This window comes from Kribbella sp. NPDC048837 (assembly GCF_055586945.1).
Genome location: NZ_JBVJHF010000004.1, coordinates 392,132 through 412,273 on the forward strand (window position 1 = coordinate 392,132; position 20,142 = coordinate 412,273).

Sequence of the window (20,142 nt, forward strand, 5' to 3'; positions counted from 1 at the left end):
ATTCGCCTTACCTGCTTGGGATCCGGCGCTTCCGTTCTCGCCAGCCTGACCTGGCTGACCAGGCTTTTCGCCACTGCCGGTGTCCGCTGCTGTGTCCGCGATACACCCAGCTGTCGCCAGTACTCCGGCTCCGACAAGCAGTCCCCCGAGCACCGTACGTCGTCGTACCGCCATCCCAGTCCCCCAAGCCTTAACCCCAGTTGCTCAGGAGACGCCGGGACGCCGCATTTAGTTGGCCTTCAGAGAGAGGGTGTCGGCGATCTGCGCGAGTACCTTCGAAGCCACGCCGTACAGGTGACTCAGGCGATCAGGCCGGAGCTGTCCGGCGGAGCGTCGGCGGCGTGGTTGTCATGGCAGGCGGCGACCAAGGTGTCCAGCGAGAGATTCAGCGTGGCGGCGACGGCGGCAACGGTGAACAGCGCCGGCGTGGGGATGCGGCCGGTCTCGATCTTGCGCAAGGTGTCGACGGAGACCCCGCAGGCGGCCGCGACGTCCACCATGCTGCGCTCACCCCGGGCCTCGCGGAGCAGGCGACCGAGGTGACGACCGCGTTCGCGATCCCAGCTGGAAAGAGGTGGTCGGACCATAGGCGTGATAATAGTACCGGTATAACTATCCCGTGAAGTTGAGGAAGCAGCCCATGGTCGAGCTGAAGACGCCGGCAGAGATCGAACAGATGCGCGCCGCCGGCCGCGTCGTCGCCAACGCCCTCGCGGCCGTGAAGAAGGAAGCCGCGGTCGGCGTCTCCCTCCGCGAGCTCGACGAGGTCGCTCGCGACGTACTCCGTTCGGCCGGCGCGGAGTCCTTGTTCGAGGGCTACCAGCCCGGCTTCGCGACGATCCCGTTCACCGGCGTCATCTGCACCTCGGTCAATGACGCCGTACTGCACGGCCTCCCGACCGACCTCGAACTCCAGGACGGCGACCTGCTCAACGTCGACTGCGGCGCCTCGGTCGACGGCTGGTGCGCGGACGCCGCCACCAGCTTCTGCGTCGGTACGCCGCGCCCCGAAGACCTCGAACTCATCGCCACCACCGAACAGGCCCTCGCCGCCGGCATCGCAGCCGCCGTCGACGGGAACCGCCTCGGCGACATCGGCGCCGCCATCGGCCGCATCGGCCACGCCGCCAACCTCGGCACCAACCTCGACTTCGGCGGCCACGGCATCGGCCGCCGCATGCACGAAGACCCCCACGTCCCCAACGGCAGCCGCCCCGGCCGAGGCCTCAAGCTCCGCGCCGGCCACGTCTTCGCCATCGAACCCTGGTTCTGGTCCGCCCCCGGCACCACCTACCTCATCGACGAAGACGGCTGGACCCTCCGCTCCGCCAACCACTCCCGAGGCGCCCACGCCGAACACACCGTAGCCATCACCCCGAACGGCCCCGAAATCCTCACCCTCCCGTAACTCGGCCACCCCACGCGCCCGCTACGCGCGCTCCTACGTCGCGTGCTACGCCGGTCGCTCCCACCCACCCATTAGCACGCGGCTACCGCCGCTTCCTCAACTGCACTGCGTTCCGGCACTGTCGATCCGTCAGGACGACCCCAGTGCCTACGACTCCTGCACGAGCTACCGCGGCCCGCTCGACCGCAAGTGTTCCCGCCAACCGCCGACACACCACGCCGCCGTTAGCCCGCTCCTACATCACGTGCACGCGGCTTGCGGCACTCGCAGGCCATCGCGCCGCTAGCCACACTCACCCGCAGCTGCGCATTGGATGCAGCGCAGACAGACCGACCATCCGACTGCGCCCTAGACGATCGCATGGAGCCGAGGAGGACGCACATCACCTCACGACGCTCTGTCCGACCGCTCGCGCAAGGGCGGCCAGCCAGACCAACCCATAGGACGTGGCGGCTGTCGGATCGGCAACCAGTGAGTTGAGGTTGTCCAGGCATTCCGTGAGCTGACCAACCGTCAGGTCCGACGGTTCATGCAACACGTCGTAGAGCTGCTCAGGTGCAATCGTCCAGTAGTAGTCCTTCTCAACCGAGACGAACTCCCCTTCAAGCTCCTCCACATGCTCCAGCAAGATCTCCGCCGCCTGCTTGAGCACCGCGATCGGAACGCGAATCTGTTCAACCACTTGCCACCCTCCAAGTCGACGTGCAGCAACCACCCGCAAGTTGGCAGTTAGGAAACCCGGACATCCGCCGGCGAGGGCCAACCCGTGGGTGCCGCGTCGGTGAACCATGCTTGTTCCAGCCCGATCAGCCGCCCACTTCGAATCCACAGGAGCAACTCGCCGACCAGATCGTTCTCGGCGTACACGAGGGCCCGCGTAGGCGTAGGACCATCGCCGAGCTCGACCGACTGCTCGTCGGCTGGCACGTGCAGATCGATCATCATTCCGGAGGAGCGAACGACCGTCGCAGCCTGCGCTTGCCGCACGAGCGTCTCGGAGACGGCACCAAGAGGTTGGGTCAGATGGGCAACGAGCGACACGAGTTCTCTCGACAGCCGATCGCCGGCATCGGCCTGGTTCATGGAGTAAACGCCGTCCCGATCCGAGGGGCCAGAGCATCCTTGTTCGGACTGACCTTACCTACCCAGGCAATGCCGAACAGCGGTCGAGTCTGCAGTCATGGCGCCGGGGCGGCGGTGCAACGCTTATCGGTTCGGCGGCGGCCGTTACGCCCAGTCCCCCACGAAGAGGAACTCCACCTGGCGCTGTGCGCGGTTCTCCGCGAGGCCGACTCCCTCGGTCAGGGAGACCGGATTGTGTACGCACCTCACGAAGGCATGAAGGTTCTTCTGCATCAACCGATCGGATCCCTCGATCACCACTGCTACCGGCGGATACCACGACTCCGTGAGCAGGTTCCAGAGCCGGTCACCGAAGGCGGCCCAGGAACCCGCGCCAAGAGCCGAGAACCCTAGGAGCCCAGTCAATTCAATGAGCAGGCGCTCCTCGAGATCACCGTCCTCAGGAGCTCGCGCAGTGACTACCCGGAAGCCGAGGCTCTCAAGGCCCAGCAGTGTCGCTTCCAGATCCCTGGTCTCCAGAAAGTACGGCCCCGTTGTGAGCCAAGGCAGACGGGCTTCAACATCCACCCACTCCGCCCAGTCCCGCGATCTACGAGCATCCACAATGCGGTCCTCTGATCTGGGTCGAACCGTCGTTTTCGTGCCCGGAGTATGACACCTCGCCCCGCCCCTCCAAGCATCAACCGACCGCCTGCGCCGGCGTGCATTTCCTGAGTCGCAGGCTCACCTGAAGACGCTCCCCGGATCGGCTGCGAACGAGTCGTGGTGCGCTCTCCGGTCACGCGTTGATCGATCGGGATGCATGGCTCGCCCCAGACGGCGAGGCTCGCCACTTCGCGCAGCGCGTGCGGGGCATCGGAGAGGACTTCACTGCCGCGTTGGACGGACCGTTGCACGGCTAGAAGAGGGGTTGTTGGGTTGGGGGTGGTTTTGGGGTGGGGGGTTTGGGGGGCGGGTGGAAGCGGCGGGTCGTGGGGTTGGGTTCGCCCCAGCCGGTGGCGGAGTCGGAGGTGGAGTTGGGGCCGGGGGCGTCAACTATGCCGCGGGGTTGGGTGAGGGTACGGCCGGGCTGGGTAGGGCTGTGGGGGAGGGGGTCGGGTCTGTGGGAGGAGGTTCGGGCGAAGCCGTGTTTGTGTAGGAGGGGGCGGACTTTTTGTTCGAAGGCGGATCGGTAGCTGGGGGCGGCGTAGGCATTGTGGGCGTAGAGGGATTCGTAGCGGGGGACCAGGTGCGGGTGGGTTTGGGCCAGCCAGGTCATGAACCAGTCTTTGACGCCGGGGCGGAGGTGGAGGACGAGGGTGGTTACTCCGGTGGCGCCGGCGGCGGCCAGGTCGGCGAAGAGGTGGTCCAGTTGGTCGGTGGAGTCGGTGAGCCAGGGGAGGACGGGGGCGACCATGACGCCGCAGGGGAGGCCGGCTTCGCGGATGGCGCGGATCAGGTCCAGGCGGCCGCGGACGGAGGGGACGCCGGGTTCTACCTGGCGGCGGAGTTCCTCGTCGCCCAGGGCCAGGGAGATGCCTATGCCTACGGGGATCTGCTCGGCGGCCGCGGCCAGCAAACCGAGGTCCCGGCGGAGGAGGGTGCCCTTGGTGAGGATGGAGAGGGGCGTGCCGGACTCGGCGAGGGCGGAGATGATGCCGGGCATCAGGCGGTAGCGACCCTCGGCGCGCTGGTAGGGGTCGGTGTTGGTGCCTAGGGCAACTTGTTCGTGGGACCAGGACGGGCGGGCGAGTTCGCGGCGGAGGACCTCGGCGACGTTGGTCTTCACGACGATCTGCTGGTCGAAGTCGGCGCCCTGGTCGAGCTCGAGGTACTTGTGGCTGGGGCGGGCGAAGCAGTAGCGGCAGGCGTGGGTGCAGCCGCGGTACGGATTGATGGTCCAGTTGAAGGGCAGCGACGTACCGGGCACTGAGTTCAGCGCGGAGCGGGCGAGCACCTCATGGAAGGTGATGCCCTGGAACTCCGGTGTGGTCACCGATCGCACCAGGCCCGCGATCGACCCCAGCCCGGGCAACGTCCCCGGGGTCTCCACGTCGAGTTGCTGGCCGGCCCACCTCATGCACTACAGTCGAACACATGTTCGCCAGCCATTCAAGCCGGAGCCTCAACGGAAGGCCGCAGCGTTCGCGACCGCCCATTCGCGATACGTCACCCCAGGACGCCCGGTCAGCAAGGGCACCGTCGGCTCGGGCTTCATCGGGTACTCCGCCATCATCCGGAAGCCGTCCAGCAACCATTGGGCCACCTCGAGCCCGACCGAAGGCGCGAGCCGATCCAGATACTCCCCCGGCGTCAGCTCCTCGAACTTCACCTCCCGCCCGATCGCCGCCGCGATGGACGCGACCTGCTCCGGCGGCGTGAGCCCCTCCGGCCCACTCATGGTCAACTTCTCACCGCCGTAGTCCGAGGACAGCAGTACGACGCGCGCCACCGCCGCGATGTCCCCGAGGTCGATCGGCGTCTGCACGGCCCCGGCGTACGGCGCTCGTACGACACCCTCCGCCTTGATCGAGGGCGCCCAGTCCAGCGTGTTGTTCATGAACTGCCCCGGCCGCAGGAACGTCCAGTCGAACCCGCCCGCCTCGATCGCCCGCTCGATCCGGTAGTAGTGCCACGTCGACGGATCCCCCTGCGCCTCGTAGTCGGCCGGCTCCCCCGACAGTACGACGACCCGCCGTACGCCGGCCTCCTGCGCGCACCGGACGAAGTCGTCCACGGACGCCGGAAGTGGCGCGAGGTACACCGTGTCGACGCCGGCCAGCGCGGCAGGCAACGTCGCCGGCTTCCCCAGATACCCCCGGGCAACCTCGACCCCCTCAGGCAACGCCGCCCGCACCGGGTTGTTCGTCAACGCCCGCACCGGCGCGCCCGCCGCCACCAGCTCGTCCACCAGCAGCCGCCCCACACTCCCGGTCGCCCCGGTCACCAGGATCGTCATGCGGTTCTCCCGTCGACATCAATTCTCGTAGGCTATACGAGAATTCGAGCTGGCGCCTATGGTTGGCCTGTGATCATGCGGCGGAGTGGTGAAGGGCAGCCGGAGCGGACGCTGGCACTGCTGTGGCGCAATCACCGCAAGCCGACAGACCCTGACGACACCAGCGAACAGCCCAGCCCGCCCGCCGAGCGCCGGCGCGGTGCGGGCCGGCGGCCCTCGCTGGACGTCGACGGCGTGGTGCTGGCGGCGATCCGGCTGGCCGACGAGCAAGGGCTGACGGCAGCCTCGATGGGCGGGGTCGCCAAGGAGCTAGGTGTCGGGACCATGACGCTCTACACCTACGTGCCGTCCAAAGAGGAGCTTCTCGACCTCATGGTCGACCAGGTGCTCGGTGAACGCGACCTGCCCGCTCCAGGTGAGCCAAGGCCGGGCGACTGGCGCGAGCAGGTGGAGATCTACTCCGTGCAGACCCGCGCGATGTTCCACCGGCACCCCTGGTTGAGTCAGGTGTCCACGGTCCGTCCGCCGGTCGGCCCCGGCATGCTGGCCGCCCGCGAGTACCTGCTGTCCGCACTCCTCCACACCGGCCTCAGCCCGTCCGACACCAACACGGCGGCGCTCGCGATCACGACGTACGTCGACTCCGCCGCCGGCCTGGAAGCGGAGAGCGAACTGATCGAGCGCGCCACCGGTCAGAGCAACGACGCCTGGTGGTACGAGCGCAGCGAGCTGTGGGAGACGTACTTCGACGTCGAAAGACATCCCGCGATGACGACGATCTGGAACGCGAACGGCTACCAGTCGAGCACCCGCGAGGCCGCCGCCGACTCCTACCGCTACGGCCTCGACCGCCTCCTCGACGGCATCGAGCACACCGCCCGCGAACGCCTATAGATCAAGGGAGATCCACGCCGGATCGTGATCCGTCCCGTCCCGGGCGAGCTTCTTCCGCCGGCCGATGAACGCCCCCTGCAGCCGCGGCGCCAACGCCTTCGACAGCCAGATCTGGTCGATCAGATCGAACGATCGCGGCTGCCCGGACGCCTTGAACGTCGACGTCCACGCCGGACTCGCCGGCAACGCGACCGTCGTCTTGACCATGCCCACCTCGGTCGGCGACGTCAGCGCACTGATCAGCCCGGACTGCGCATACGCCACCAGCGCAGGCGAATCAGGTGTGTCGTTCATGTCCCCACACAGCAGGAACCGCTGCCGAGTGCTCGTCCGCGAGGCGATGATCCGCACGATCGTCTCCGCCTGCCGCGTCCGCAGCAGCTGTGCCGCCGCCGCGGCCGCCACCGGGTCCGGCACGGTGAAGTCGACGAACTTCGACTTCAGGTGCGTGCCGAACACGGTCAGCACCTTCCGCCCGCGCGCGTCCAGGACCTCCACCTCGACCAGGTCGCGGGAGAAGATCGGCCGGTCGGGTACGTCGGGATGGAAGACCCGCTGGTAGCTCGTCACCCCGCCGAGCGGCCGCCGGGACAGGATGCCGATGTCGATGAACCGGGTCGAGTCGTTGCCGTCGATCACCATCACGTTCGGGTAGCTGCCGTTCAGGTGCTCGCGGTTGAACTCGCGCAGGACGTCGACGTTCTCGATCTCCTGCACCACCCAGACGTCGACGTCGGCGGCGAGCAGCCGCTCGGCCACCCGGTTGGTGTCCTCCGGCTTCTTCGCGACCAGTAGCTTCCCGTGCCCGTCGAGCTGCAGCCGGCGCCGGTGCTCGTCGTCGAAGGTGTACGTCGCCGGCACCGAACTGGTCCCGCTCGCGAGCACGTCGAGCGCGCCCTCGAAGTTCCACCGGTCGAACAGATTGTTCAGATTGAAGGTCCCCACCGTCAGCGTCATCGCGTCCTCCCCAAGACCTTCCCAAAGTAGCGCCGGACGCCACCCGCCGTCACCAACTCGGAGCGAACAGTTGCCGACAACTCCTTTCGGCGTTGCCCGAAAGGCGGCCGGCCCCCTTCGGGCGGGCCCGAAACCCCCGGCGGGCGGAGCTCGCGTCGACCGAAGCTGAGGGCAGCGCCCCACCAGGGGGCAGCAGATCAAGGGGAGATCATGCGAAAGATCATCAAGGCCATCGTCGGCGCCGGCCTTGCCACCGGCGCGTTGGCGATGGCGACCGTGACGGCGCCGGCCGCGCAGGCCGGCGAGGCCGCCACACCCATGAAGGTCACCGGCGGCACCTACCAGGGCTGCCCGTACGGCGCGGTCTGCATCTACCCGCGCGACACCGGCTGGAACAACGGGCACCCGTCGGACATCTACTGGAGCTACGGGGTGCACAAGCTGGTCAACCAGGTCGGCGTGCACATGGTCTTCAACAACCAGTACGGCGGCGCGAGCGCCTACCTGTGCAAGACCTACAGCGGCACGGACTGCCCGTGGTACTACCCGGAGTACACGGCCAACAACTACGACCTGACCCCGATCAACTCGATCAAGCTGGTCGCGGGCTGATCGATCCCTTCCCCGGGCGCCGGACACCGCGATGCCGTAGGTTGTTCCGGCGCCATGGGGAAGGGGAATCGGTGAGTGAGAACTTCCAGGTCGATCTGCACGGGATCGTCGACCTGCTGAGCAACCATCTGTACAGCAGCCCGCGGGTGTACCTGCGCGAGCTGCTGCAGAACGCCGTCGACGCGATCACCGCGCGCCGGGCCACCGACCCCGGGGCGCCGCAGCGGATCGACGTACGGACGGCCGACGACGTACTGAGCATCTCCGACACCGGCATCGGCCTCACGCCGGACGAGGTTCGCGAGCTGTTGGCAACGATCGGCCGCAGCTCGAAGCGGGACGAGATCGGCTTCGCCCGGACCGAGTTCCTCGGCCAGTTCGGTATCGGGCTGCTGTCGGCCTTCATGGTCGCGGACGAGATCGAGGTCTTCACCCAACCGGCGGGCGGCCCGGCCACCCACTGGATCGGTACGGCGGACGGCCGCTACACGATCGCCACCACGGCGGACCGGTCCGAGCCGGGTACGACGGTCACCCTCAAGGCGCGACGCGGTGCCGAGCAGTGGTACAAGAAGGCCACCGTCGTCGAGCTGATCCGTCTGTTCGGCGCACTGCTGCCGATCGAGATCCGCGTCGACGGTGAGCCGGTCACCGACGGCACGGCGCCCTGGGAAGGCAGCCGGGCCGACCTCCTCGGCTATGCGCAGGACAAGCTCGGGTTCACACCGTTCGACGTGATCCACCTGAACAATCCGGCGGCCGGGCTGACCGGTGTCGCGTTCGTCCTGCCGTTCGCCGCCAACCCGGCCGAGCGGCCGACGCATCGCGTGTATCTGAAGCGGATGCTGCTCGCCGAGAACGTCGAAGGACTCCTGCCCGACTGGGCGTTCTTCGTCCGCGCGGTCATCGACACGTCCGAGCTGCGGCCGACCGCGAGCCGTGAGGCACTCTTCGACGACGGCAACCTCGAAGCCACTCGGGAGGCGTTGGGTGCGCAACTGCGCGGCTGGCTGGTCCGCCTCGGCAACACGGACCCCGCCAAGCTGGACCGGTTCCTCGGCATCCACCAGCTCGGGGTGAAGGCACTCGCACTGCATGACGACGACATGCTGCGGCTGGCCCACCGCTGGCTGCGTTTCGAGACCAACCACGGCCGGATGACGACCGCCGAGCTCCAGGAGCGCAGCGGTGAGATCCGGTACGTCGCCACGGTCGAGGAGTTCCGTCAGCTGGCAGCAGTGGCGGCCGCGCAGCAGATCACTGTGGTGAACGGCGGCTACACCTACGACAGCGAGCTTCTCGAGCGTCTGCCGGAGGTCGTACCGGATCTGGTCATCACCCGGTTCGATCCGACCGAGCTGAGCACCAACTTCGACAGTCTGGACCCGGACACCGAGCTACGGCTGCGCCCGTTCGTCCAGCTCGCCCAGGACGCGCTCGACTCGGTCGGCTGCGAGGTGGTGGTCCGGGCGTTCGAGCCGGCCGGGCTGCCCGCGCTCTACCTCGTGGACCGGTCCGCGCAGTTCGCCAGTGAGCTCAGAGCCACCAAGGACCGTGCGGACGCGCTCTGGTCCGAAGTGCTCGGTGCACTCGACACCCACGACGACAGCCGTCCGCAGCTGGTCCTGAACTACCGCAGTCCCCTGGTACGGCGGATGGCGTCCCTGGACGACCGCGAGCTCACACAGCTCGCGGTGGAAGGCCTGTACGGACATGCGCTGATGCTCGGCTACCACCCGATCAGTCCGGCGGACTCCGCACTGGTGAACCGTTCTTTCCTTGGTCTGCTGGATCAGGCCGTTCCGACGCAGGAGGACCCGACCCGATGAACCAGGAACTGATCGACCGGCTGCAGCGGGCGGAGAGTGCGCCGTACGGGAAAGCACGGTCCGCTCTGCTGGAGGACGTCGTACGGCGCGCCGATGCGGCTGGTGAGGACGACCTGGCGTTCTACAGCCGGCTGTCGCTCGTGACGGCGTATGTGATGGGTGGCGAGCCGCGGAAGTCGCTGGTGCCGTTCGCGCGGTGTGTGGCGGACTGGGACGCGGCGCCCGATCGCTACCGGGACTACGCGCACACCTTCCACTGGTGCTTCAAGTACGCGCCGAGCACGTTGAGCAAGTTCCCGGAGGTGCCGCTGGAACGTGCATACGCCGTACTGGACGACATGGAGCGGCGGTGGCGGCTGAGTGGTCACAGCATGCACGCCGTTCACCAGCACCGGTGGCTGGTCGCGCACCACATCGGTGACGCGGAGACGGCGGCCGAGCAGTTCCGGCTGTGGTCGACCGCGCCGCGCGACCACCTGTCGGACTGTGTCGGCTGCGACCCGACGTCGAAGGTGCACCACCTGACCAGCGTCGGACGTACGGCGGACGCCGTCGCGCTGGCGGTGAGTGTGCTGGACGGGCAGCTGACCTGCGCGGAGCAGCCGCAGCAGATGCTGACCGCGCTGCTCCCGGCGTATGTTGCCGAGGGCATGTATTCCGAGGCGGTGGACGCGCACCGGAAGGCGTACCGGCTGCTGCGGGCGCGGGTCGGCGAGCTGGGCGAGCACGCGGACCACGTGGTGTTCCTGGCCCGGACCGGTAACGAGCTCAAGGCCGTCGAGCTGATCGAGCGGCACGCTGCCGAGCTGGCCGATCCGCCGTCGCCGTACGCGGAGATGGTGTTCGCGGCGGGCGCGTCGCTCGCACTCAGCCGGGTCGATGGTGGGTTGATGATCCGGCAGCCGGGCGAGTCGGTGCCGGCGGCTGAGTTGGCCGAGCGGTTGGCTGCGCGCTCGCTGGAGTTGGCGGCGCAGTTCGACGCGCGGAACGGGACGAAGCATCGCAGCGACGTCATCCGGGCGACGCTGACCGCCGAGCCGTGGGTGGAGTACCTGCCACTGTCGGAGACGGCCCGGCGAGCCCAGTTGCGTCAGCAAGTGCGCACCGAGGTTGCCGAGGAACTCCCGCCGGCCAGCGGGCGTGGATGGTTGGATCGGGCCGAGGATGCCTGGCAGGGTGCGCGTCCGGAGGTGGCGATCGCGGCCTGGCAGTCGTTCGAGCAGGAGGTCCCTGAGACCGAGTGGACTTCCCTCGACCGGGCCCGTGTGCTCGACGGCCGCGGTCTGGTCGCGCAGGACCAGCCCGAGGTCGCACTGGAGGCGTGGCGCGAGGCACTGGCTCTGTACGCCGAGCTCGGCGAAGAGGTCCGGGTACTCCGCGACCGCGGCCGTATCGGTCGGATGCTGTGCTCGCTGGGCCAGGTCGACGAGGGCCTGGCGACCGGGGAGGAGCCATTGCGCCGGCTGGTCGAGAACGACGATCCACACCGCCGCGGTGGGTGGCAGGAGTCGCTCGCGACCATGTACGCGCAGGCCGGCCGGTTCGACGACGCCGTACGTGAGCTAACTGCGATGCTGGCGCGCACTGACATCGACAACGAGCTCAGGGCGAGCGGTGCGATCCTGCAGGGCAATCTGCTGGCTCAGCTCGGTCGGATGGAGGAGGCGGAGCAGGCCGCGACCCTTGGCGTGAGTACGGCGTACGACCTGCCGCGATCGTTCGCCCACCGGCAGCGTGGACGGATCCGGCTCGAGCTGGACCGGCCCGCGGAGGCAGCCGAGGACCTGGCCGAGGCGGTCGCGCTGGCCGTGGGGACGCCCGGTCTGGAAGTGCATGTGGCGCTGTGTCAGTTGGACCTGGCCCGCGCGTACTTGCTGACCGGACGGCCGTTGGAGGCTGCGGAAACGGGTGAGGAGGCGTTGCCGGCACTCACTGGTGAGGCTGAGCTGGCCGATGCGCGCGGCGTACTGATCGATGCTTACAAGGCTCTGGGCGAGTTGGAGTCCGCACTGACCAAGCTGCGCGAGTTGCAGGCGTCGGCGCCCGCTGACGTGCATCCGGGCTGGCTGGCGATGGTCCGGCAGGACGAGGGTCTGCTGCTCGAGAAGCTCGACCGGGACGACGAGGCGGTCGAGGTGTTCCTGAGTGCAGCGTCGTACTGCGCTGCCGCGGGGCAGCCGATCGACCAGGTGCAAGCACTCCGCCTGGCGGCCCAGTCCGCCCGCTACACCGGCGACTTCGCCCGGGCCGTCGAGTTGGCCGAGAGCGCCCGTCCGATCCTGGACACGCTGCCGTCAGCCGAGCAGCCCGTCATCTTCCAGACCGCCGGCATCCACTGGGATCTGGCCATGATCGCCCTCCACCAGGGAGACGCGGCCACGGCCGTACAGCAGGCAACCCAAGCCGCCGACCACTACGAACGCGGCGGCTACGAAGACCAGCACCTCAACGCCCGCCTCCTCATCGCGGAACACGGCCCCGACGAGAAGTACCTCGAACAGCTCTTCCCCACCCTCACCGAGCGCACCGAACCCTGGTACCGCGCAGGCTGGCTCCTGGTAGACCGCCTCCACACCCAAGGCCGCCCCCAGGAAGCCACCACCCTGGAGGCCAAGCTCAGCGAGTGATCACTCCCACTCGATGGTGCCCGGGGGCTTGCTGGTGATGTCGACGGTGACTCGGTTGATCTCGTCGACCTCGTTGGTGATACGGGTGGAGATGCGTTCGAGCACCTCGTACGGGAGGCGGGCCCAGTCGGCGGTCATGGCGTCCTCGCTGGTGACAGGGCGCAGGACGACGGGGTGGCCGTACGTACGGCCGTCGCCCTGGACGCCGACCGAGCGGACGTCGGCGAGCAGGACCACCGGGAACTGCCAGATGTCGCGGTCCAGGCCGGCCGCGGTCAGCTCGGTGCGGGCGATCAGGTCCGCGGCGCGGAGGATGTCCAGCCGCTCACGCGTCACCTCACCGATGATCCGGATGCTCAGACCAGGCCCGGGGAACGGGTGCCGGTAGACCAGCGTCTCGGGCAGGCCGAGCGCGATGCCGAGCTCACGGACCTCGTCCTTGAACAGCGTGCGCAGCGGCTCGATCAGCGAGAACTGCAGGTCGTCTGGCAGACCGCCGACATTGTGGTGCGACTTGATGTTCGCCGCGCCGGTGCCGCCGCCGGACTCGACGACGTCCGGGTAGAGCGTGCCCTGGACCAGGAACTCGATGTGCCGGTCCGCGTCGAGCTTGCGGGCGGTCGCCTCGAAGGTGCGGATGAACTCGCGACCGACGATCTTGCGCTTCTGCTCCGGGTCCGTCACGCCGGCCAGTGCGCCGAGGAACTGGTCCTCCGCGTCGACGACCTCCAGCCGGGTCCCGGTCGCGGCGACGAAGTCCTTCTCGATCTGGTCGGACTCCCCGGCGCGCTGCAAGCCGTGGTCGACGTACACACAGGTGAGCTGGTCACCGATCGCCTTGCTCACCAGGGCTGCGGCCACCGCGGAGTCCACACCGCCGGACAGCGCGCACAGGACCTGCTTGTCGCCGACCTGCTGCCGGATCAGCTCGACCTGCTCGTCGACCACGTTGGTCGTCGTCCAGTCGCCCGTACAGCCGGCGATGTCGTAGAGGAAGTGCTCGAGCACCGCCTGCCCGGCCTGCGAGTGCAGGACCTCAGGGTGCCACTGCACGCCGGCCAGTTGCCGGTCCAGATCCTCGAACGCTGCCACCGGCGCGCCCTCGGACCCCGCGAGTACGGCGAAGCCGGCCGGCGGCGCGTGCACCGCGTCACCGTGCGACATCCACACGTTGAGGTCCTCGGGAATGCCGGCCAGCAGCGTGCCCGGCTCACTCACCGTCACCGGCGTCCGCCCGAACTCCCGCAGGCCGGTCCGCCGGACCTCGCCGCCGAGCGTCTGCGCCATCGCCTGGAACCCGTAGCAGATCCCGAACGCCGGTACGCCGGCGTCGAACAGCGCCGACTCCACCCGTGGCGCGCCCTCGGCGTACACCGACTGGGGGCCGCCGGACAGGATGATCGCCTTCGGCTGCCGCGCCAGCATCTCCGCGACCGGCATCGAGTGCGGCACGATCTCGGAGTACACCTTGGCCTCGCGGACCCGGCGGGCGATCAGCTGCGCATACTGCGCGCCGAAGTCGACGACCAGAACCAACTCATGCTGTGCAGTTTCCCGGCTCACCTTGCAAAGCCTATCGGTGCAGGTCAGCGGGGCTGTAATCCGCCGGTCCCCGGCTCACCGGCACCGGGTCGTTGGTGATCTCGAGGCCCGGGAAGCGGCGGCGCATGGCGGCTTCGTGGCGGGCGGCCGAGGCCGCGTCGCCGATGTAGTCCGCGATCGGGTGCCGGCCGAACCACAGCCGCACCCGGCGGCGAGGTGGGAAGCTCACCCGGCCGAAGCTAGCGCGGCCGGTTGTCCGCAGTGTTACTCCGCGTTACGAACGGAAGTCACCTTCAGCCGCTTGGGCGCCCGGAACGAGAGCAGGTCGATCATCAGCGGCTCCTCCACCAGCCGTACGGCGCTGAGCAGATCGGCCGCACACTCGAGCGCCACGCGCGCCTCCAGCCGAGCCAGCCCGGCCCCGAGACACCGATGAATCCCCACCCCGAACGCCAGATCCGCCGGCCCACCATGCCCCGTCAGCCCGAGAAGAACAGGAGCATCGGCAGGCAACTCAACACCACCGATGACCGCAGGCCCGGCGGTAACCCGCCGCCAAGTCGGCACCGACGAAGCCTCGCGCAATACGTCCTCGACAACCTCTGCAGGTTCAAAGGTCCGGCCCAGCGTGCGGTGGAAGGCTGTGGAGATGAGTTGGGTGGTGGTCTCCTGGCCGGCGATCAGGAGGAAGTAGCCGACGGCACAGACCTCCTCGTCGGTGAGGCCCAGTCCGACGAGCACCCCGAACAGGTCGTCACCGGGCGCTTTCCGGGCGGCCGTCGTACGCGATCTCAGCCACGCATAGAACTCCGCCGCACTATGCGCGAGCTCCAACTGCCGGTCCTCGTCCGGCCATCCCCAGAACAGCTCCAGCGACTCCAGGCTCCACGCCTTCAACGCCGGTACGTCGACCTCCGGCAACCCCAGCATCTCGAGTACGACGAGCGCCGGCGGCTCGGCCGCGATCGCCTGAACCAGGTCGACCTGTCCGTCACGCTCCAACGCCGTAATCGCCGCGTCCACCCGCGCGGACGTCAGCGAGCGCGCCAGCGGCTCCACCGCCGCCACCCGCGCCGGACTGAAGAACCGTGCCACCGCCGCGCGGATCGGCCGGTGCGACTCCCCCGCGTTGTTCGCCAGCGTCGGCGGCAACGCGAACCCCACCCCCGACAACACCCGCAACGCCTTCACCGACAACGGCGTATGCGCCAGTACGGCGTTGTCCGGCCGGAACGTCCCCGGATCCAGCAGCACCTCCCGCGCCAACGCCGGGTCGTCGACAACCCAGTACCCGAGCTCCTCGTCGTACCGCGCCGGGCACCCCGTCATCCGAACCAACCAGGCGCCGCACTCGTGAACGCCTCCCGGCCAAGCCGCCCCGCATCAGCCGGAATCCGCCCGATCACCGGCACCCCGGTCACCGCCGGCAGATCCTCGAGATTGCACTCCTCAGCCAGATCAGGCTCCACCGGCCACGACCCGATGACGAGTCCGTCGATCGGCAGCCCTCGCGCCCGAAGCGCCTCGACCGTCAACCTGGCATGATTAAGCGTCCCGAGCCCAGCCCGCACCACCACAACAAACCCGAACGGCGTGGTCAGGTGCCTGGCCAGGTCCGCGATGTCATTGCCCTCAGCATCCAGTCCGACGAGCAGTCCCCCGGCCCCCTCGACGAGAACGGTGTCGTACCTGGAAGCCAGATCGTCGATGAACTTGGCGTGCTCCTCGACGCTCGGCAGGGGAACCCCCTCACGCCGAGCGGCCGTGGTCGGCGCCAACGGATCCCGAAGCCGAACCCCTTCGTGCGACGCGGTGAGTCCGGTCAGCCGCTCGACATCCGCGAGGTCGCCAGGCTCGTCGGCCAGCACACCAGTCTGAGCCGGCTTCACGACAGCAACTGCTCCACCCCGGACGGCGAGAGCCGCTGTGGTGATGGTCTTGCCCACGCCGGTGTCAGTGCCGGTGATGAGGGTGATCATGAGACCTCGGCGATCGCGTGCGGGATGACGATGCAGGCTCGGTCCAGGTCGGCGGCCGACAGGCCGGCGTGGGCGGTGAGGCGGAGGCGGGAGGTGCCGTCGGGGGTTGAGGGTGGGCGGAAGCTGCCTACGCGGATGCCGGCCGACAGGCACAACTCCGCGGCGCGGACGGTCTCGCGGGGGCCGGGCATCGGGATGGAGACGACGGGGCCGGCCGGGGTGGGGACGTTGCAGGCGGTGGACAGGCGGGCAGTGGCGGCGTGGATGGCGGCGGCGCGGTCGGATTCGGCCTTCAGCACCCGCAGGGCGGCCAGGGCGGCGGCGCAGGAGGCGGGGGTGAGGCCGGTGTCGTAGATGAAGGGGCGGGAGCGGTTGATGAGGTGGTTCCTCAACACCGGCGGGCCGAGGACGACGCCGCCCTGGGAGGCCATTGCCTTGGACAACGTCATGGTGACGATGACGTGGTCGAGGCCGGCGAGGCCCGCGGCGTGGACGGAGCCGTGACCGGCGCCGGTGACGCCAAGGCCGTGGGCCTCGTCGACCAGGAGTACGGCGTTGTGCTCGGCGGCCGTGGCGGCGAGGGCGGCCAACGGGGCCTCGTCGCTGAGGACGCTGAAGACGGACTCGGTCAGCACCAGCGCGTACGGTTCGTTGCGTTCGGCAAGCACCTTGGTGACCGCGTCGACGTCGTTGTGGGGAACGACCTCGACCCGTGACCGGGACAACCGGCAGGCGTCCACCAGCGACGCGTGGACGTGGTCGTCGGAGACCAGCAGCGTGCCCGGCCCGCCGAGCGCCGTGACCACGCCGAGGTTCGCGAGATAGCCGGACGAGAACACCAGCGCCGATTCCTGGCCCACATAAGCAGCGAGCGCCGTCTCCAGCTCCTCGTGCAGCGCGGTCGTACCCGTGACCAGCCGGGAGGCCGTCGAGCTCGTCCCCCACACACGGGCAGCGTCAGCGGCGGCCTCGATCACGCGGGGATCGGTGGACAGGCCGAGATAGTCGTTGCCCGCAAGGTCGATCAGGTCCTCGCCGGCAGCCCGGGCGCGCAGCCGGCGGGTCAGCCCGCGGGACTCCAGCGCCGCGGCCTTCGGGGCGAGCCAGTCCTCGAGCATCAGCCGGCCTCCTCCACCGCACCCGTGATCGCCGCCGCGATGGTGGCGACCTCGTCATCGGTGCACACGTACGGCGGCATCGTGTAGACCAGATCGCGGAACGGCCGCACCCACACCCCGCGCCGCAGCGCCGCCTCGGTCAGCCGCGGCAGATCCACCGGCCCACCGAGTTGTACGACGCCCACCGCGCCGAGCACCCGCACATCCTTGACGGCGGGCAACGACGTCGCGGGAGCCAGCCCCGCCGACAATCCGGCCGAGATCTGGGCAACCCGGGACGACCAGTCCTGTGAGAGCAACAGATCGATCGACGCGAGCGCGACCGTGCACGCCAACGGATTCGCCATGAACGTCGGCCCGTGCATCAGCGCGCCCCCCGGCCCATCAGAGACCGTCTGCGCGACGTCCGCCGTACACAGCATGGCGGCCAGCGTCAGATAACCGCCGGTCAAAGCCTTGCCGACGCAGAGGATGTCCGGGTCGACGCCCGCGTGCTCGGAGGCGAAGAGCGTGCCGGTCCGGCCGAAGCCGGTGGCGATCTCGTCCAGGATCAGCAGGAATCCGTGCCGGTCCGCGAGCTCGCGCAGGATCCGGAGGCAGGCCGGGCTGTACGGATACATACCGCCCGCACCCTGCAGGATCGGCTCGACGATGACGGCGGCGATCTCGCCCGCATGCCGCTCGGCAAGGTCGGTCACGGCCGCAGCCCAGGCCTGCAGCTCCGGATCACCTTCCGGCCGGTCGAACCCAGCCGGCGGCTGCGGTCCGAACACCTGCTCCTTCAGGGCTCCGGTGAACAGCGAATGCATCCCGTTCACGGGGTCGCACACACTCATCGGCGCGAACGTGTCGCCGTGGTACCCGCCGCGGACGGTCAGCATCCGGGTCCGCCCATTGTTGCCACGGGCAACTTGGTACTGGAGCGCGAGCTTGATCGCGACCTCGACCGAGACCGAGCCGGAGTCACAGAAGAACACGTGCCGCAGCGGATCCGGCGTGATCTCCACCAGCCGCTCGGCCAGCCGGATGGCCGGTTCGTGGGTCAGCCCACCGAACATCACGTGGCTGAAGTCGTCCACCTGGCTCTTCACCGCCGCGTCCAGCACCGGGTTGCGGTAGCCGTGGATCATGCACCACCACGACGCCATCGCGTCGATCGCCTCGACCACGCCGCCGGCCCCGTCGTCCAACTGCAGCCGAACGCCGGACGCACCGCGCACGAGCCGCACCGGCGAGGGCTCGGTCAGCGAGGAGTACGGGTGCCAGAGCAGCTCCGAATCCCGCTGTAGCCGTGCATTGACCGACTGTGACACCGTGTCCGCCTCCATCCTGAGGAGCCACCACGGTAATAGCTGCGGCCCGCACCCGGGGGCACGGGTGGCGGAGATCTCCTAAAGCTGGGTGCCGGCGGTTGCTATGTGCAACGTGACTGCGTCGGGGTGCAGTCGTGGGCGGGCCATGGCGGTCACCGTCTTGGCGCCGTCGAGTGACTCGTCCCGGATCCATTGCACCGGTGCGGCGAGGCCGATCCGCCCGACGTGCGAGGCGGTCTCGAGGAAGTGCCGCGACTCCACCACGGTCCACGGGCGGTCCCGCTCCCAGGTGATCGCCTCGACCGACCGGGCGGGCTGCTGCCACTCGCCGTCGGCGTCGCGCTGGTTGCCGTAGATCAGCTGCCCGTCCGGACGCAGTACGGCGATCCGGTCGGCCCAGCCCTCCTGGTCGACCAGCTCGGCGGCTCGCAGGACCCCGGCGTACCCGGCGTCGTGGACGCTCTGCATCGCGAGCCGGCCGAAGCCGAAGTTCTCCAGGGCGCGCATGTGCCGCTCGAGTACGCCGAACCGGCTGAGTGCCTCGTGCATCGCGAGGATCGCGACCTCGACCTGGAAGCCCGCCTCCTTGAACCGTCGCGCGGAGGCGGCGAACTCCTCAGGGTCGATGAGCTCGGTCTCGAGGATCGCGTCGTACCGCTCCCGGATCACCACGTCCTCGGCCAGTGCGAGCCAGCGGCGGCCGTCGGCCTCGACGTACCGGCCGGCGGTAGTCGGTACGTCGGTGATGGGTTCGTGGAACCGTGGGTGGTACGGCTCGTAGGCGGTGGCGCTCAGCACGACCGGACGGCCGCGGCGACGCAGGACCGCCTTGACCATCGCGGTGATCGTGGCCTTGCCGTCGCCCGGCTGACCGCCGACGAACACCACGACCGGCTGCTCCTGCGGTACGCCGGTCAGCTGGTCGGGCACGATCCGGTCGCGGAAGATCCGCCCGCTCTCCGCCTCGTCCAGCAGGTAGCGGTCGTCGTCCCCGGCCGGTCCGGTCCCCCACACGTCGGTCACCCTCGCCCCAGCACCTCGTCGTCCCCGCCCACCTGATCGTCGTCGTCGACGTCCCCGGCCTCGTCGAAGTCGTCGCCCTCGCCGGCGTCGTCCGCCTCGTCGAGATCGTCCTCGTCATCGGATTCGTCGTCGTCCTCGTCGGGGTCCTCGATGCTGAGGAGGTCGTCGGCGTCGGCGCGGATGCGCTTGATCGCGCGCGTGTCCAGCGGAGTGAGCTCCTGCCCGCGCGCCACCCACGCCTGCTGGTCAGCCCGCCAGCCGGCGATCGCCGCGGCATCCGGCGAGGCGGCGGACTCCTCTGCCGCGATCAGCTGGGTGTAGTAGCCGATCGCCTGCCGGACACCTTCCTGCGCGGTCTCGTACGCGATCGCCTTCGGCACCGTCCAGGTCGCCGTACCGAGCTCGGCCAGCACGTTGACGGCGGCGACGTTGACCACACCCGGACTGTATCCGAACAGCCGGGTCACGACCGAACCGCGGGCACACGTTGCTGAACACCGGATGAACCCCGGCCGTTGGTACGTTTCCGGCGATCCGGACAGCGAGGGAACCGGCCGCCGGGCGGCAACGTCTGCTTGAACGCAACGGATGACGACCAGCCGCGAACGGCTCTGACCGACAAGGAATCACATGGCGTTTGGCAAGAAGAAGGACGACCAGCAGCAGGCGGCCGAGGGTCACCGCAGCGGCGCCCGCCCGTCGACCCAGGGCAAGCACGAGCGCGGCGACACGCGGCGCGGCCGGGACGCGGGTGGCGAGAAGGGTGACGCGCGCCGTCGCGGCAACCCGAACAAGCGCGGCAACGGTCAGGGGCGCTGA

21 protein-coding genes are annotated in these 20,142 nt (G+C 69.0%); 6 read left to right on the forward strand and 15 right to left on the reverse strand.

Annotation, left to right across the window (positions count from 1 at the left end):
* Positions 1–299: 299 nt before the first annotated feature.
* Positions 300–587: a helix-turn-helix domain-containing protein gene (locus ACZ6O0_RS21970; RefSeq protein ID WP_465766813.1), complete on the reverse strand. Its 288-nt coding sequence runs from the start codon at positions 585–587 to the stop codon at positions 300–302.
* 53 nt (positions 588–640) lie between these two features.
* On the opposite strand from ACZ6O0_RS21970, the gene map reads away from it, so the two are divergent.
* Positions 641–1,408 carry a type I methionyl aminopeptidase gene (map, locus tag ACZ6O0_RS21975; RefSeq protein ID WP_465767068.1) on the forward strand — a complete coding sequence of 256 codons (768 nt, stop codon included), beginning with the start codon at positions 641–643 and terminating at the stop codon, positions 1,406–1,408.
* A gap of 382 nt (positions 1,409–1,790) precedes the next feature.
* Here the strand turns inward: map and ACZ6O0_RS21980 are convergent, their stop codons facing one another.
* From ACZ6O0_RS21980 to ACZ6O0_RS22000, 5 genes are all read right to left on the reverse strand, one after another.
* Positions 1,791–2,090: a hypothetical protein gene (locus ACZ6O0_RS21980; RefSeq protein ID WP_465766814.1), complete on the reverse strand. Its 300-nt coding sequence runs from the start codon at positions 2,088–2,090 to the stop codon at positions 1,791–1,793.
* A gap of 47 nt (positions 2,091–2,137) precedes the next feature.
* Positions 2,138–2,491 carry a hypothetical protein gene (locus tag ACZ6O0_RS21985; protein ID WP_465766815.1) on the reverse strand — a complete coding sequence of 118 codons (354 nt, stop codon included), beginning with the start codon at positions 2,489–2,491 and terminating at the stop codon, positions 2,138–2,140.
* A 144-nt stretch (positions 2,492–2,635) separates the two neighbouring features.
* The gene (locus ACZ6O0_RS21990) at positions 2,636–3,094 is read right to left on the reverse strand and encodes a hypothetical protein (RefSeq protein WP_465766816.1); all 459 of its coding nucleotides are present in this window, start codon (positions 3,092–3,094) and stop codon (positions 2,636–2,638) included.
* Positions 3,095–3,389: 295 nt separating this feature from the next.
* Positions 3,390–4,550 carry an Rv2578c family radical SAM protein gene (locus tag ACZ6O0_RS21995; RefSeq protein ID WP_465766817.1) on the reverse strand — a complete coding sequence of 387 codons (1,161 nt, stop codon included), beginning with the start codon at positions 4,548–4,550 and terminating at the stop codon, positions 3,390–3,392.
* A gap of 45 nt (positions 4,551–4,595) precedes the next feature.
* On the reverse strand, positions 4,596–5,429 hold the full coding sequence (locus tag ACZ6O0_RS22000; protein WP_465766818.1) for an SDR family oxidoreductase: 834 nt from the start codon (positions 5,427–5,429) through the stop codon (positions 4,596–4,598).
* Positions 5,430–5,504: 75 nt separating this feature from the next.
* Between ACZ6O0_RS22000 and ACZ6O0_RS22005 the strand changes: the two genes are divergently transcribed.
* Positions 5,505–6,323 (forward strand): TetR/AcrR family transcriptional regulator, encoded by an 819-nt coding sequence (locus ACZ6O0_RS22005; protein ID WP_465767069.1) that lies wholly within the window; start codon positions 5,505–5,507, stop codon positions 6,321–6,323.
* Here the strand turns inward: ACZ6O0_RS22005 and ACZ6O0_RS22010 are convergent.
* The gene (locus ACZ6O0_RS22010; RefSeq protein ID WP_465766819.1) at positions 6,318–7,280 is read right to left on the reverse strand and encodes an endonuclease/exonuclease/phosphatase family protein; all 963 of its coding nucleotides are present in this window, start codon (positions 7,278–7,280) and stop codon (positions 6,318–6,320) included. The two genes, ACZ6O0_RS22005 and ACZ6O0_RS22010, sit on opposite strands and share 6 nt — an antisense overlap.
* A gap of 210 nt (positions 7,281–7,490) precedes the next feature.
* Here ACZ6O0_RS22010 and ACZ6O0_RS22015 point away from each other — a divergent pair, with 210 nt between their 5' ends.
* From ACZ6O0_RS22015 to ACZ6O0_RS22025, 3 genes are all read left to right on the forward strand, one after another.
* On the forward strand, positions 7,491–7,892 hold the full coding sequence (locus ACZ6O0_RS22015; RefSeq protein ID WP_465766820.1) for a hypothetical protein: 402 nt from the start codon (positions 7,491–7,493) through the stop codon (positions 7,890–7,892).
* A gap of 71 nt (positions 7,893–7,963) precedes the next feature.
* On the forward strand, positions 7,964–9,721 hold the full coding sequence (locus ACZ6O0_RS22020) for an HSP90 family protein (protein ID WP_465766821.1): 1,758 nt from the start codon (positions 7,964–7,966) through the stop codon (positions 9,719–9,721).
* The gene (locus ACZ6O0_RS22025; protein ID WP_465766822.1) at positions 9,718–12,348 is read left to right on the forward strand and encodes a tetratricopeptide repeat protein; all 2,631 of its coding nucleotides are present in this window, start codon (positions 9,718–9,720) and stop codon (positions 12,346–12,348) included. The genes ACZ6O0_RS22020 and ACZ6O0_RS22025 overlap by 4 nt, the downstream gene beginning before the upstream one ends.
* Here the strand turns inward: ACZ6O0_RS22025 and guaA are convergent, their stop codons facing one another.
* The 8 genes from guaA to ACZ6O0_RS22065 form a co-directional block, all read right to left on the reverse strand.
* The gene (guaA, locus tag ACZ6O0_RS22030) at positions 12,349–13,911 is read right to left on the reverse strand and encodes a glutamine-hydrolyzing GMP synthase (RefSeq protein WP_465766823.1); all 1,563 of its coding nucleotides are present in this window, start codon (positions 13,909–13,911) and stop codon (positions 12,349–12,351) included. It lies immediately after the preceding gene.
* A 10-nt stretch (positions 13,912–13,921) separates the two neighbouring features.
* On the reverse strand, positions 13,922–14,119 hold the full coding sequence (locus ACZ6O0_RS22035) for a hypothetical protein (protein ID WP_465766824.1): 198 nt from the start codon (positions 14,117–14,119) through the stop codon (positions 13,922–13,924).
* A 35-nt stretch (positions 14,120–14,154) separates the two neighbouring features.
* The gene (locus ACZ6O0_RS22040; RefSeq protein ID WP_465766825.1) at positions 14,155–15,219 is read right to left on the reverse strand and encodes a cytochrome P450 family protein; all 1,065 of its coding nucleotides are present in this window, start codon (positions 15,217–15,219) and stop codon (positions 14,155–14,157) included.
* Positions 15,216–15,869, reverse strand: a complete 654-nt coding sequence (gene bioD / locus ACZ6O0_RS22045) for a dethiobiotin synthase (protein ID WP_465766826.1) — start codon at positions 15,867–15,869, stop codon at positions 15,216–15,218. Before bioD ends, ACZ6O0_RS22040 begins: the two co-directional genes overlap by 4 nt.
* The gene (locus tag ACZ6O0_RS22050) at positions 15,866–16,987 is read right to left on the reverse strand and encodes an 8-amino-7-oxononanoate synthase (protein ID WP_465766827.1); all 1,122 of its coding nucleotides are present in this window, start codon (positions 16,985–16,987) and stop codon (positions 15,866–15,868) included. The genes bioD and ACZ6O0_RS22050 overlap by 4 nt, the downstream gene beginning before the upstream one ends.
* Positions 16,987–18,258: an adenosylmethionine--8-amino-7-oxononanoate transaminase gene (bioA, locus tag ACZ6O0_RS22055; protein ID WP_465767070.1), complete on the reverse strand. Its 1,272-nt coding sequence runs from the start codon at positions 18,256–18,258 to the stop codon at positions 16,987–16,989. Before bioA ends, ACZ6O0_RS22050 begins: the two co-directional genes overlap by 1 nt.
* Positions 18,259–18,378: 120 nt before the next feature.
* The gene (locus ACZ6O0_RS22060; RefSeq protein WP_465766828.1) at positions 18,379–19,323 is read right to left on the reverse strand and encodes a zeta toxin family protein; all 945 of its coding nucleotides are present in this window, start codon (positions 19,321–19,323) and stop codon (positions 18,379–18,381) included.
* The gene (locus ACZ6O0_RS22065) at positions 19,320–19,760 is read right to left on the reverse strand and encodes a hypothetical protein (RefSeq protein WP_465766829.1); all 441 of its coding nucleotides are present in this window, start codon (positions 19,758–19,760) and stop codon (positions 19,320–19,322) included. The genes ACZ6O0_RS22060 and ACZ6O0_RS22065 overlap by 4 nt, the downstream gene beginning before the upstream one ends.
* Positions 19,761–19,953: 193 nt before the next feature.
* On the opposite strand from ACZ6O0_RS22065, the gene ACZ6O0_RS22070 reads away from it, so the two are divergent.
* Complete coding sequence (locus ACZ6O0_RS22070; protein WP_465766830.1) at positions 19,954–20,142, forward strand: hypothetical protein; 189 nt, start codon at positions 19,954–19,956, stop codon at positions 20,140–20,142.

Excerpts from the sequence above, each read along its gene's own strand:
- ACZ6O0_RS21970 (WP_465766813.1), bottom strand. The coding sequence starts at position 587 with ATGGTCCGACCACCTCTTTCCAGCTGGGATCGCGAACGCGGTCGTCAC.
- map (WP_465767068.1), top strand. The coding sequence starts at position 641 with ATGGTCGAGCTGAAGACGCCGGCAGAGATCGAACAGATGCGCGCCGCC.
- ACZ6O0_RS21985 (WP_465766815.1), bottom strand. The coding sequence starts at position 2,491 with ATGAACCAGGCCGATGCCGGCGATCGGCTGTCGAGAGAACTCGTGTCG.
- ACZ6O0_RS21995 (WP_465766817.1), bottom strand. The coding sequence starts at position 4,550 with ATGAGGTGGGCCGGCCAGCAACTCGACGTGGAGACCCCGGGGACGTTG.
- ACZ6O0_RS22000 (WP_465766818.1), bottom strand. The coding sequence starts at position 5,429 with ATGACGATCCTGGTGACCGGGGCGACCGGGAGTGTGGGGCGGCTGCTG.
- ACZ6O0_RS22005 (WP_465767069.1), top strand. The coding sequence starts at position 5,505 with ATGCGGCGGAGTGGTGAAGGGCAGCCGGAGCGGACGCTGGCACTGCTG.
- ACZ6O0_RS22010 (WP_465766819.1), bottom strand. The coding sequence starts at position 7,280 with ATGACGCTGACGGTGGGGACCTTCAATCTGAACAATCTGTTCGACCGG.
- ACZ6O0_RS22015 (WP_465766820.1), top strand. The coding sequence starts at position 7,491 with ATGCGAAAGATCATCAAGGCCATCGTCGGCGCCGGCCTTGCCACCGGC.
- ACZ6O0_RS22025 (WP_465766822.1), top strand. The coding sequence starts at position 9,718 with ATGAACCAGGAACTGATCGACCGGCTGCAGCGGGCGGAGAGTGCGCCG.
- ACZ6O0_RS22040 (WP_465766825.1), bottom strand. The coding sequence starts at position 15,219 with ATGACGGGGTGCCCGGCGCGGTACGACGAGGAGCTCGGGTACTGGGTT.
- bioD (WP_465766826.1), bottom strand. The coding sequence starts at position 15,869 with ATGATCACCCTCATCACCGGCACTGACACCGGCGTGGGCAAGACCATC.
- ACZ6O0_RS22050 (WP_465766827.1), bottom strand. The coding sequence starts at position 16,987 with ATGCTCGAGGACTGGCTCGCCCCGAAGGCCGCGGCGCTGGAGTCCCGC.
- ACZ6O0_RS22070 (WP_465766830.1), top strand. The coding sequence starts at position 19,954 with ATGGCGTTTGGCAAGAAGAAGGACGACCAGCAGCAGGCGGCCGAGGGT.